Origin of the sequence: Streptomyces sp. NPDC101237, assembly GCF_044767465.1 — a bacterium.
GTDB lineage: Bacteria > Actinomycetota > Actinomycetes > Streptomycetales > Streptomycetaceae > Streptomyces > Streptomyces gramineus.
Window position 1 is genome coordinate 74,268 of sequence record NZ_JBIWNY010000028.1, and the last position, 11,819, is coordinate 86,086.

Here is an 11,819-nt window from a genome sequence, read left to right on the forward strand (position 1 = left end):
ACCATCCATGCCCACACGTACGCTGCGCTACGGACTCCTCGCCGCGCTGGCCGCGGCCGGAATGCTCGCGGGCACCGCCAACGCCGCCTCGGCGCAGTCCGGTTCAGGGACGACGGCCGCGGTGTCGCAGTCCGCGTCTCGGGTCTACATGACCACGGTGGTCGACCAGTGGACGCACTGGACCCCCGACTGGCACGACTCCTCCCACGCGGGCACGCTCTTCGCGGGCAGCAACTACTTCCTCTGCTACACCTACGGCCTCACGTACTCGGACCGCGGCCACCAGAGTTCGGTCTGGCTCAAGACGGACGACGACTTCGGGAACCACAACGTGTACGTGAGCGACGTCTACCTCGACGACGAGGGATTCCGCAACGACATCCTCTGGCTGCCCAAGTGCTAGGCGCAGAACCTGCCGCGAACCCCGCCGCGTTCAGGTAGGCAGTGCACGGGGGCAGGCGGCGCTGCCCAGCCTCCGCCGTCGGCCCCGGCACACAGCCACAGATCTTCGTCCTCGCAACAAGGACCGACTCAGGCGGGCAGCCGGGGCACGCTGTCGATCAGCCGGCGGGTGTACGGGTGCTCCGGGGCGCCCAGTACCCGGTCGGTGGTTCCCTGTTCGACCAGCCGGCCGCTCTCCAGCACCGCCGTGCGCTCGCACAGGGAGGCGACCACCGACAGGTCGTGGCTGACCATGACCAGGGTGAGGTCGCGCTCCTGCTTCAGTTCGGCGAGCAGGTCGACGATCTTGACCCGGGTCGTGAGGTCGAGCGCGCTCACGGGTTCGTCGGCGAGCAGCACGCGCGGGTCGCACACGATGGCCCGGGCGATGGCGATGCGCTGGCGCTGGCCGCCGGAGAACTCGTGCGGGTAGCGGTCGGCCGCGTCGGCGGGCAGCCCCACCCGCTCCAGGGCGGCGGCCACCTTCGGCGCGGCGGTCGTACGGCTGTCCAGGCCGAGGGAGCGCAGCGGTTCGGCGACGATGGCGGCCACGCGGCGGCGCGGGTCCAGGGAGGAGTAGGGGTCCTGGAAGACGCACTGCACGCCTCGCCGGAAGCGGCGCAGCTGCCGCCGGTCGCCGGGGGCGAGGGGCTCGCCGTCGAAGCGGACCGTGCCGCGGGTGGGGCGGGCGAGGCCGAGCAGGAGACGCAGCAGGGTGGTCTTGCCTGCGCCGGACTCGCCGACCAGTGCGAGCGACTGTCCCGGTTCGACGGCGAGGGACACGCCCTGGACGACGTCGGTGGCGGCGCCGCGGTAGCGGACGGCCACGTCGTCGAGTTCGAGGACGGGGGTCATCGGGCGCTCCTCAGGTCCAGGGCGGCCTCCAGCTTGCGGGCACCGGCGACGAGCGTCCGGGTGTACTCGGCGGTCGGCGTGCCGATCACGTCGAGGACCGGCCCCTCCTCGACGGCCCTGCCGTCCTTGAGGACGAGGGCCCGGTCGGTGATCTTCGCGACGACGGCGAGGTCGTGGCTGACGAACAGCACGGCCATCCCGCGCTCGCGCACCAGCGTGTCGAGCAGGTCGAGCACCTCGGCCTGCACGGACACGTCGAGGGCGGTGGTGGGTTCGTCGGCGATGAGCAGGTCGGGCTCGCAGGCGAGGGCCATGGCGAGGGCGACCCGCTGGCGCTGGCCGCCGGAGATCTCGTGCGGGAAGGCGCGGGCGATCCGGCCCGGTTCGGGCAGCCGGACGCGGTCCAGGGCCTCCCCCACGGCGTCTCGCAGCTGTCTGCCCTTGAGGCCGGTGCGGCGGGCGAGCGGCTCGGCGATCTGACGGCCCACCCGCATCAGGGGATCGAGCGCGGTCAGCGGCTCCTGGAAGACCACGGCCGCCCGGCGTCCGCGGACGGCGGTGAGCTGCTTCTCGGTGGCGCCGACGACCTGTGTGCCGGCCAGCGTCACGCTCCCCTCGGCGCGCATCCCGTCGGGCAGCAGACCCAGCAGGGCGAGGGTGGTCAGGGACTTGCCGGAGCCGGACTCGCCGATCAGGCCGAGCCGTTCGCCCGCGTCGATCCCAAAGGAGACGTCGTCCACCAGGGTGCGCCCGTCGGAGGTGCGCACGGTCAGGCCGTCTACGTCGAGGAGGGTCATGACCGCCTCTGTCGGGTCGCCGGGTCGAGGGTGTCGCGGAGCCCGTCGGCGATCAGGTTGACGCCGACGACCAGCAGGACCAGCAGGATGCCGGGGGCCAGTGCTCCGGCCGGGGCGGTGGTGAAGGTGGCCTGGGCCTCCTGGAGCATGCGGCCCCAGGAGGCGTTGGGCGGCGGTGCGCCGAGACCGAGGTAGGACAGGCCGGCCTCGGCCAGCACGGCGAGGCCGAACTGGAGGGCCAGGTTGACCACGAGGGTGGGCCAGATGTTGGGCAGCACGTGCCCGGCGACGGTGCGGGGCCAGGAGGTTCCCGAGGTGCGGGCGGCGGTGATGTAGTCCTGCGCGAGGACCCGCTTGACCAGGATGCGCACCAGCCGGGCGACGACGGCGCTCTGGGCCAGGCCGATGGCGAGGACGGCGGAGCCGAGGGTGGCCGAGCGGGCGGCGACGACGAGCATGGCGAGGAGCAGCGTCGGGAAGGCGATCAGGATGTCGAGGAAGGCGGCGAGGGTGTCGTCGAGCCATCCTTGCGCGAACGCGGCGAGCACTCCGAGCGTGACGCCGATCAGCGCGGCGATCAGCACCGAGCCGAGACCGGCCTCGACGGCGATCCGCGAGCCGGTCATCAGCTGGGTGAACAGGTCCCGGCCCAGCTTGTCGGTGCCGAGCAGATGTCCGTCGCCCGGACCCGCTAGCCGGCCGCCGGAGGTGTCGTCGGTGGCGTACGGCAGCCAGACCAGCGAGACGAGCGCGAGCAGCGCGACCAGCGCGGTGAGGGTGCAGCCGGCGAGCAGTGTCGCCGAGCGGCGGCGGCCGCGGACGGGCCCGGCCGGCGGTGCCTTGTCCAGGACGTCGGTCGTGGTCATCGGGCTCCTCCCGACAGCCGGCCGCGCAGCCGCGGGTCGACGATCCGCTGCACGAGGTCGGCGACGAACCCGATCAGCAGGACGGCGAGGGTGGAGACGAACAGCACGCCCTGGATCACCGGGTAGTCGTGCTGGGCGATGCCGGTGGCGAGCAGCGAGCCGAGGCCGGGCAGCGCGTACACGGACTCCACGACGACCGCGCCGAGCAGGGTGGAGGCGAGTTCGATGCCGAGCACGGAGATCACCGGTACGGAGGCGTTGCGCAGCCCGTGCCGCCACATGGCGGCCGGGAAGGACGCGCCGAGGGCGCGGGCGGTGCGCAGGTGGTCGCTGCCGAGGACGTCGAGGGTGGCCGAGCGGACGTAGCGGATCAGGGAGGCGCTCATCACCAGGGCGATGGTCACGACCGGCAGGACCAGGGAGCGGACGGCGTCGGCGGGCGCGGCCCAGCCGTCCTGCGGGAAGCCGCCGGAGGGCAGCCAGCCCGCGTTCAGTGCGAACACCGCGATGAGGATCATGCCGAGCCAGAACACCGGTACCGCCATGCCCAGTTGGGAGACCCCGCTGAGCAGGGCTCCGTACCAGGTGTGCCGCTTGTGGGCGGCGACGAAGCCGACGGGTACGGCGACGAGGACGGCCAGGACGAACGCGGCCAGCGTCAGCGGGACGGTGACGTTCAGGCGAGCGGTCACCTCGGGTCCGACCGGCAGCGAGCTGACGAAGGAGGTGCCGAGGTCGCCGCTCGCCAGCTGCCCGAGCCAGTGGGTGAACTGTTCGGGCAGCGGGCGGTCGGAGCCGATCGAGTGGCGGGCCGCGGCGATCTGCTCCGGGCTGGCGCCCACCGAGGTGAGCGCGTTGGCCGGGTCGCCGGGCAGCAGGCGCAGCAGGACGAACAGCACCACGCTCGCCATCACCAGCGACACCACGAGGAAGGCGAGGCGTCTGAGGAGGTAGCGCCCCATCAGTCCTTCTTCTTGATGTCGTAGGCGTAGAACTGGGAGTTCAGGCCGTTGAGCGGGTAGCCGGAGAGCTTGGAGCTCGCGACCACGATCTGCGGGTACAGGTAGAGCCAGTCACTGGCCGCGTCCTCGGCGGTCTGGCGGTTGACCTTCTTCAGCAGGTCGGTCTGCTGCGCGGTCGAGGTGGCCTCCTCGGCCTGCGCGACCCACTTCGTGACCTGCTTGTTGTCGTAGCCCCAGTAGAAGTCGGGGTTGCCGTACCAGACCAGGTCACGGTCGTTGACGTGCTCCTGGAGCGTCGCCGTGAAGTCGTGGTTCTTGTAGACCTTGGTGTACCACTCGTCGGGCGTGATCGTGTTGATCTTGACGTCGATGCCGACCTTGGCGAGCTGCGCCTTGATGAAGGTCGCGGCCGTGGGGTGCGGGTCGTAGTTGGGGGTGTCGAGGGTGAAGGAGAAGCCCTTGGCGTAACCGGCCTCGGCGAGCAGCTGCTTGGCCTTGGTGACGTCGTAGGCGTTGACCTTGGTGAGGTCCTCGTACCAGGGGTCGGTGGGCGGCACCATCGAGCCGATGAGCTTGCCGTAGCCGCCCCAGACGGACTCCAGGAGCTTCTTGTCGTCGATGGCGGCGGAGACGGCCTGCCGCACCTTCACGTTCGTGAAGGGCTTGGCCTTGTCGTTGAAGGCGAGCAGCAGCTTGGTGGTGGAGTTGCCGTCGTTGACCTTGTAGCTCTGGTTGCTCTTGAACTGGTCGAGGGCGTCCGGCGACTGTTCGCCGGTGACCACGTCGACGGCGTTGGTCAGCAGGGCGTTGTTGAGGGCGGTGGCGTCCTTGAAGTAGTGGAAGACGACCTGCTTGTTGGCGGCCTTGTCGCCCCAGTAGCCGGTGAACCGGTTCAGGCTCAGCGCGGAGCCGCGGGTCCACTTGCCGAGGGTGTAGGGGCCGGTGCCGTCCTCGCTGGTCTTCAGGTTCTTCGCCTGGGAGTTGATGATCCAGACGTAGGAGAGGTTGTAGACGAAGGAGATCGACCGCTGGGACAGCGTGACCTTGACGGTGTGCGCGTCGGGGGTGGCGATGTCCTTGACGACTTCGAGGTTGCTCTTGCGGGCGGACTGCGAGTCGTCCGCGAGGACCTTCTCCAGGCTGTACTTGACGTCGGCGCTGGTGAGTTCCCTGCCGCTGTGGAACTTCACGCCGCTGCGCAGGGTGAAGGTGTAGGTGAGGCCGTCGGCGCTGGCCTTGTAGTCCTTCGCGAGGAGCTTGTCGACCTTGCCGTCGTCGGTGAGCCGGAAGAGTCCCTCGTAGACGTTGCCGTTGAGGGCCTCGGTGACGCCCTGGCCGCCGCCCGCGGTGTTGTCGAGGTTCTGCGGCTCGTACAGGGAGCCGATGTTGACGGTGGCGTTCTTGTCCCAGGTGCCGCCGGAGGCGCTGGTCGCCGAGCCGCCGCAGGCGGTGAGGACGAGTGCGAGGGTCGCGGTGGTCGCGGCGGCGTACAGGGCGGGCTTGTTCAGTCTCATGGCGTGGGTGCGCTTTCGTGCTGCGGGATACGGGAGGGGGCTGCGGACGATCAGTGCTGTGCGGCGAAGCCGTCGCGGAAGACGGGGCGCTTCTCGCCGGCCTCGACGGGCAGGTGGAAGCGGTTCTGCCGCGGCGGCATCGGACAGTTGTACTGATCGGAGAAGCCGCAGGGCGGCACGAAGGCCCGGTTGAAGTCGAGGACGACCCGGCTCTCGTCGGCGGTGCGCTCGACGAACAGGAAGCGGCCGGCGCCGTAGGTGGTGTCACCGTTGGTCGGGTCGCCGAAGACGAGCAGCAGGGTGCCGTCGTCGTCGAAGGCGCTGAGGGTGTAGGCGCGGCCGTCGACGGTGAGCGTGATGTCGCCGGGGACGACGAGGTCGCGGCTGCCGCCGTTGTCCCGGATGTGCTCGAAGGCGATCCGGCGGGCGCCCGGGACGGGGGTGTAGGCGGCTTCCAGGACCCAGGCGGGGTCGTACGGGAAGGTGTCGACGCCCTCGAAGTGACCGATGGCGGGCGCGTCGGCGTCCCAGAAACGCAGGCCGTGCTCGGGCTCGCCGGTGACGAGGTCGGTGCGGCTCAACGTGGTGACCGTCACGCCGGCCGGCTGCCCTGCGCGGGCGGCGTCGGCGTCGGGCTTCTCCCCGGCCGGGAGCCAGCGGGTCTCGACGAGGGCGAGGTTGCCGGTCGGCGAGGTGAGCGCCCGACGGCGCCCGGCACACCAGGCGTCCCACTCCTGTCGCGGGTCGACGGGGGCCGGGGAGGCGGAGGAGTCGGACACGTCGGTACTCATTCGGCTAGCAGGGCTGGACCGCCACGGAAAGTCATAACGTGGCCAAAGCAAGTACTTTATCCGCCATAAGATCGCCTAATGTCAAACACCCGTCTCGGCCATTGAGACGGGTAAGGGGCGAGGTCATGGCAGGTCACGCGACAGCCGGGACGGTCAGGGCCGACTCCATTCGAGTTGCACACTCACACTCGGCGATATATCGTTACTCTTAGTAGTCACTCGGCTTCGAGGGTCCCGGCCCACGCCGGCTCTCCCACCGTGCAGCAGCCGGCGCGCCGGAAGCGGACTTCGCAGACCGGAAACAGCCCAGTCGCCAGGCGCGGGTCGATCAGACGCCCCTCCGCGCACCCCGCGCCGCGACTCCGGTCCCCGGACACGCAGCAAGGAGATCCGTGATGCCCGCACTCCCGCGCTCGCACTCCCGCCGGACGTTCCTCTCCACGTCCGCCACGGCCATGACCGTCGCGGCGACCGGGGCCACGGCCGGAGCGGCCGGCATGCGGGCCTGGGAGCGACCGGCCAAACCGGCCTCCGCGAGCGAGAGACAGAGCGTCCGGCCCTTTCGCGTGCACGTTCCGGAGCAGGACCTGACCGAGCTGCACCGCCGGATACGGGCGACCCGCTGGCCCGACCGCGAGACGGTCCACGACCGGTCCCAGGGCGTCCAGTTGGCGACGATGAAGGACCTCACCCGGTACTGGGCCACGACATACGACTGGCGGAACGTCGAGGACACCCTCAACTCCCTGCCGATGTACGTCACGGAGATCGACGGACTCGACATCCAGTTCATCCACGTCCGCTCCCGCCACGCGAACGCCCTCCCGATCATCCTGACCCACGGCTGGCCCGGCTCCATCCTGGAGTTCCTGAAGGTCATCGAGCCGCTCAGCGACCCGACGGCCCACGGAGGCCGAGCCGAGGACGCCTTCCACCTCGTCATCCCGTCCATGCCCGGCTACGGCTTCTCGGAGCGGCCGACGACCACCGGCTGGAACCCCGACCGCATCGCTCGCGCCTGGGCCGTGCTGATGGAGCGTCTGGGATACGAGCACTACGTCTCCCAGGGCGGCGACTGGGGCGCCGTGATCTCGGACAAGATGGCCGTCCAGAAGCCCCCGGGGCTGCTCGGCATCCACGTCAACTTCCCGGCCACCGTCCCCCCGGACATCGCGCCGCGGCTCCAGTGCGGCTACCCGGCGCCGACCGGTCTCGACGCCGACGAGAAGGCCGCGTACGACAAGCTCGCCGCCTTCTACAAGACCGGATCCGGCTACTCGGCCATGATGGTCACCCGGCCCCAGACCGAGGGATACGGGCTGACGGACTCCCCCGCCGGACTGGCCGCCTGGATGTACGACAAGTTCGCGGCGTGGACGTACAGCGACGGCCACCCGGAACGCGTGCTGACCAGGGACGAGATGCTCGACGACATCACCCTCTACTGGGTGACCGACACCGCGGTCTCATCCTCCCGGCTCTACTGGGAGAACAACGCCAACAACTTCAACGCCGTCTCGGTCTCCATCCCGGCCGCCATCACGGTGTTCCCCGGCGAGATCTACCAGGCCCCGCACAGCTGGGCGTCCCGCGCCTACCACGACCTCTTCTACTACCACAGGGCCGGCAGCGGCGGGCACTTCGCGGCCTGGGAGGTCCCGGGCGTCTTCACGCAGGAACTCCGCGCCGCGTTCGCCTCGTTGCGCCCGCAGCGGACCGCGGGAAAGTAGGGACGGCCCGCGGCAGGCCGCCACGGCGGTCGCTCCGGCGTCGCGCTTGCGTCAGGCGAGCGGGTCGAGACCTGGAGCTGGTGCGCGTCCCCGTGCCCGCGGACGCGGGACGCGGCCACGACGAACCCGCCGTCGGGCAGGCGGTCCAGGTGCGGCCAGCGGGCCCGCCTACCGACGTGTCGCTTCCGCGCCTCCGCGGCCCGGGTTCCGCTGCCCGTCGGCTCCGGGCGCGGCGCCGAACCGGCGTGCCGCCAGCCGCAGTCCGGCGGAGCGGCCCTGGCCGGGTACCGTCCACAGGTCGTGGCCGCGCAGTCCCCAGCGGCCGAGCAGGGTGTTGGCGGCGAGGAAGCCGCTGGTGGCTGCCCGTTCCATCAGGGCGACCGGCAGACCGGTGCGGACGGTGTCGCCGGCGACGACCAGGCCGGGCACGGACGTGTTCACCGTCGGCCGGTCGCCGTGGCCGCCGACCGGGAACAGCGGGCAGTCGGCCCGCCATTCGTGGCGGGCGTCGACCACCCGGGCCTGCCGGGTCTCCGGATACAGGCGGTGCAGTTCGCCGAGCAGTTCCTTGCCGACGGTCTCCCGGTCCGCGTCCTCGGGCTGGGCGTACGCGTGCAGTTCGAGCACCGAGCCGCCCGAGCGGGCGGCCCAGCGGGCGGCCTCGCCCTCCCAGGCGCTGAGCACGCTCACGTTGTCCAGGGCGCCGTACCCGCTGGTCCCCAGGAACCCCGGCCGGTCCGCGCGTACCGGGCGGTCCAGCCAGAGGCGGGAGACCAGGAAGGGCGGCGCGTTGCGCAGCCGCGCGATCCGCTCGCGCCATCGCGCGTCGCCGAGCCCGGCCGAGCGGGCCACCAGCGAACGCAGCCCGGCCGGGTCCAGGGCGAGGACCACGGCGTCGTACGGCTCGGCGCCGCTCGCGGCGGTCACGGTGAAACCCCTCGCGGGCGTCACTGAGATCTCGTCGACCGCCGTGTCCGTGCGCACCTGGGCGCCGAGCCGGTCGAGCCGTGCGGCCAGGGGGTCCCACAGAGCCTGCGGAAACGGCTCCCGGGGCACGTCGAACAGCAGGCCCTCGGACGAACCGAGGAAGTAGACGTGGAACATCAGCGCCATCTCCGCGGCCGACAGCCCGCGCGGATCGGCGAAGAAGCTGCGCGAGAACACCTCGAACGCCAGATGCCGGGCGGCCTCGGGGAAACGGATCGCCTCCAGCAGGTCGTGGGCGCTGACGTGGTCCAGTCGCTCGTACACGTCAGGGACCCGCACGTCCAGCAGCGGCAGCGCGGCGCGCGGCCGGATCCGGGGCAGGTCGCGCACGGAGAACGACTCGCTCAGCGCCACGAACCCGAGCGCGCTCCACGGGGGCGTGCGCGGCACGTGGCGGAAGCTGTCCCGGCGGCCGCTGCCGTGCCGCAACGGGTAGTCCGGCAGGGCGGTCAGACCGGACAGGGCGGGGTCGGTGCGTCGCAGCAGGGACCGCAGGTTGTAGTACTGCCGGAAGAAGGCGTGGAAGCCGCGGCTCATCGTGGCCGGGGACCCGTCCGCCAGCCGTGTCCGCCACCCGGCCAGCCGGCCGCCGAGTTGGGGGTCGCGTTCGTACAGGGTGACCCGGATGCCGCGTTCGGCCAGGGCGGTGGCCGCCGTCAGGCCGGCGACGCCGCCGCCGACGACCGCCGCGCGTGGTGCGCCGGTCCCCTCCGCGCGAGCGGCGCCGGGCGGTGCGGGCAGCAGTCTCGCCAGCCGGTCCCGGCCGGGGAAAGGCGTGCGGCCCCCAGCGCGCGGGGCGGTCATCGTCCCGTCCCTTCCGGGTCGGCCGACGGACGGCGGGCGAGCACGGTGTGGGTGATGCCGGTCTGCCAGCCCGGCAGCGGCAGCACCCGCACCCGCTCGAAACCGGCTCGCCGTACCCGGTGCGCGAGTTGGGTCGCCGTGTCGAAGGTGACGACGCTGCGCCAGAGATGCCGGTAGAGCGGCCCGTCACCGAGCAGCGTGGCGACCGGCAGCACCAGTCCGCCGCAGACCGCGTTCCACACCGCGCGATGAGCCGCCCGCCCGCTCAGCGCGTACTCGTGCACCGCCAGCCGGCCGCCCGGGGCGAGCATCCGGTAGGCGCCGGCCAGAACCCCGTCCGGGTCGGCGGTGTTGCGCAGCAGGTAGGCGGCGAAGACCGCGTCGAAGGGGCCGTGCACCCCCGCCTCGGCCAGCCCCTCCACGGGCGCGTGCACGAACCGCACCGGCCGTGGCCACTGGCGACCGGCCGCACGCCGCAGCATGCCGGCGGACGCGTCGACGGCGGTGATGTCCGCGCCCGGCAGCACCGCGGCCAGCGCTGCCGTGGAGGCACCCGTGCCGCACCCCAGGTCCAGGACGCGCGAGGCCGGGCCACCGGGGGGCAAACCGAGCCGCCGGGCGGAGCGGCGCAGATGGGCGTGGTAGCCGGGGTTGGCCGCCACGAGCGTGTCGTAACTGCGGGCGGCGTGGTTGAACGCGCTGGCCAGGTCGGCGTCACGCAGCACGGGCATGCCATCTCCGTGGGGGTCGTCGGGGCGGGGGCGTACGGTCGGACCGGTCCGGGGCGGACTTCATGCCGGTGGGAGGCTTCGGCGCGGGGTGAACGGCAGGGCGAGGACCGAGCCGAGCATCGCGGTGACGGGCACGTGCAGGCCGATCGACAGGTCCTCCGGCAGGGTGGTGCGACCGTCGAGGAACCGCAGCAGCCGGGGCGCGGAGACTCGGCCGAACAGGCGGGTGAAGAAGGCGGGCCCGTCGACGCGGCCGTGGTCGAGGGCGTGCAGCAGCGCGGCGTCCATCAGCCGGGAGCGCCCCGAGTGCGGGCGCGGCGGAAGCGGGTGGCGCCCGGCGTGCAGGGCGGCCGCGACGGCGCCCGCCTGCCGCTGCACCGTGCTGAAGGTGTAGCCCGTCGCGGGCCGGGTGGCCCCGGCCGCAGCTCCGATCCGGAACACCGACGCCGCGGCCCGCCGGGGGAAGCGCGCGTCCGTCATCGGGATCACGCCCTGCTCGCAGGCGGTGACCTCGTGCGCGCCGATCCGCAGGATCCGGCTCGTGTAGTCGCGCAGCGCACGGTCGTACGCGTCGGCGTCCAGCAGGTGCCGGGAGAACTCCGTGTACTCCACGAGTGCCTCGTGCGGGCCGGTCGGCAGGACGTAGCCGAACGAGAGGCCGTGCGCCGGCTGCGGGGTGCGGAAGTCCATCAACTCGACGGTGGCGGGGTCGAACACCGGCCGCCGGGTGCGCACGAACCAGCCGCGGAAGTGCTGGAGCAGCGTCGTGCGGGCCGGTGGCAGCCGGGGCGGGGGACGCGAGTCGAACACCCAGCGGGCCAGGACGTCCACCTCGCGGCCGTCGGCCCGGCGGGCCCGCACCAGGGCACCGTCCGGTACGGCCGTGACGCTCTCGACGACCGCCTCGACCGTCGTCACCCACGGGCTCACGCGCAGTGCCCGGCCCGCCAGTTCCTCGAACGCGTCCGAGCCGAGCATCTTGTACCGCCAGGGCTCGATCGTGGCGGTCACCGGCCGCCCGTCGCCCGGCCGCACCCGCAGCCGCTGCCAGGAGGCCGTCAGCGCCCCGTCGTAAGGTCCTTCGCCGGCCTCCCAGTAGCACCAGGTGCGGCGCGGTGCGCGCAACGGTCCCGGCGGTGCCGCCAGCACCACCGCCGTCACGGGTCGCGCCCCCGCGGGGGGCCGGGCCAGCAGCAGGGCGAGCGAGAGGCCGGCGGCGCCCGCGCCGACCACCGCGACGTCCGACTCGACCCTCACGGCGGCTCCTTCCCCGGCGCGTTGACCCGACCAGTCTTCCCGCCGTACCGCCCCCGTGGATGCAGCCGTGAGCGTGTCGTGCCG

General features: G+C 72.2%; 11 protein-coding genes. 2 read left to right on the forward strand and 9 right to left on the reverse strand.

Translation table 11 applies throughout. The features are described 5' to 3' along the window. Nucleotides 1–7 precede the first annotated feature (7 nt). Nucleotides 8–403, forward strand: coding sequence for a hypothetical protein (locus ACIRQ9_RS33015; RefSeq protein WP_404181842.1), 396 nt, complete (start codon nucleotides 8–10; stop codon nucleotides 401–403). 128 nt (nucleotides 404–531) lie between these two features. Here the strand turns inward: ACIRQ9_RS33015 and ACIRQ9_RS33020 are convergent, their stop codons facing one another. Genes ACIRQ9_RS33020 through ACIRQ9_RS33045 form a run of 6 tightly spaced genes read right to left on the reverse strand, consistent with a single transcriptional unit; the run spans nucleotide 532 to nucleotide 6,226 of the window. Beyond that, a complete protein-coding gene (locus ACIRQ9_RS33020; RefSeq protein WP_404181845.1) occupies nucleotides 532–1,296 on the reverse strand; it encodes an ABC transporter ATP-binding protein in 765 nt (254 codons plus the stop codon). Beyond that, nucleotides 1,293–2,093 carry an ATP-binding cassette domain-containing protein gene (locus tag ACIRQ9_RS33025; RefSeq protein ID WP_404181848.1) on the reverse strand — a complete coding sequence of 267 codons (801 nt, stop codon included), beginning with the start codon at nucleotides 2,091–2,093 and terminating at the stop codon, nucleotides 1,293–1,295. The genes ACIRQ9_RS33020 and ACIRQ9_RS33025 overlap by 4 nt, the downstream gene beginning before the upstream one ends. Next, nucleotides 2,090–2,959, reverse strand: a complete 870-nt coding sequence (locus ACIRQ9_RS33030; protein ID WP_404181851.1) for an ABC transporter permease — start codon at nucleotides 2,957–2,959, stop codon at nucleotides 2,090–2,092. Before ACIRQ9_RS33030 ends, ACIRQ9_RS33025 begins: the two co-directional genes overlap by 4 nt. After that, complete coding sequence (locus ACIRQ9_RS33035; protein WP_404181854.1) at nucleotides 2,956–3,921, reverse strand: ABC transporter permease; 966 nt, start codon at nucleotides 3,919–3,921, stop codon at nucleotides 2,956–2,958. The genes ACIRQ9_RS33030 and ACIRQ9_RS33035 overlap by 4 nt, the downstream gene beginning before the upstream one ends. Next, nucleotides 3,921–5,435 (reverse strand): ABC transporter substrate-binding protein, encoded by a 1,515-nt coding sequence (locus ACIRQ9_RS33040; protein ID WP_404181857.1) that lies wholly within the window; start codon nucleotides 5,433–5,435, stop codon nucleotides 3,921–3,923. Before ACIRQ9_RS33040 ends, ACIRQ9_RS33035 begins: the two co-directional genes overlap by 1 nt. Nucleotides 5,436–5,485: 50 nt before the next feature. Beyond that, nucleotides 5,486–6,226 (reverse strand): DUF1684 domain-containing protein, encoded by a 741-nt coding sequence (locus tag ACIRQ9_RS33045; protein ID WP_404181860.1) that lies wholly within the window; start codon nucleotides 6,224–6,226, stop codon nucleotides 5,486–5,488. 395 nt (nucleotides 6,227–6,621) lie between these two features. Between ACIRQ9_RS33045 and ACIRQ9_RS33050 the strand changes: the two genes are divergently transcribed. After that, complete coding sequence (locus ACIRQ9_RS33050; protein WP_404181863.1) at nucleotides 6,622–7,956, forward strand: epoxide hydrolase family protein; 1,335 nt, start codon at nucleotides 6,622–6,624, stop codon at nucleotides 7,954–7,956. Nucleotides 7,957–8,124: 168 nt separating this feature from the next. Here the strand turns inward: ACIRQ9_RS33050 and ACIRQ9_RS33055 are convergent, their stop codons facing one another. The 3 genes from ACIRQ9_RS33055 to ACIRQ9_RS33065 are packed head-to-tail and all read right to left on the reverse strand — an operon-like array spanning nucleotide 8,125 to nucleotide 11,735. After that, entirely contained in the window at nucleotides 8,125–9,747 is a 1,623-nt protein-coding gene (locus tag ACIRQ9_RS33055; RefSeq protein WP_404181866.1) for an FAD-dependent oxidoreductase, read from the reverse strand. Next, on the reverse strand, nucleotides 9,744–10,478 hold the full coding sequence (locus ACIRQ9_RS33060; RefSeq protein WP_404181869.1) for a class I SAM-dependent DNA methyltransferase: 735 nt from the start codon (nucleotides 10,476–10,478) through the stop codon (nucleotides 9,744–9,746). The genes ACIRQ9_RS33055 and ACIRQ9_RS33060 overlap by 4 nt, the downstream gene beginning before the upstream one ends. A gap of 60 nt (nucleotides 10,479–10,538) precedes the next feature. Further along, entirely contained in the window at nucleotides 10,539–11,735 is a 1,197-nt protein-coding gene (locus ACIRQ9_RS33065) for a lycopene cyclase family protein (protein ID WP_404181872.1), read from the reverse strand. Nucleotides 11,736–11,819: the final 84 nt, after the last annotated feature.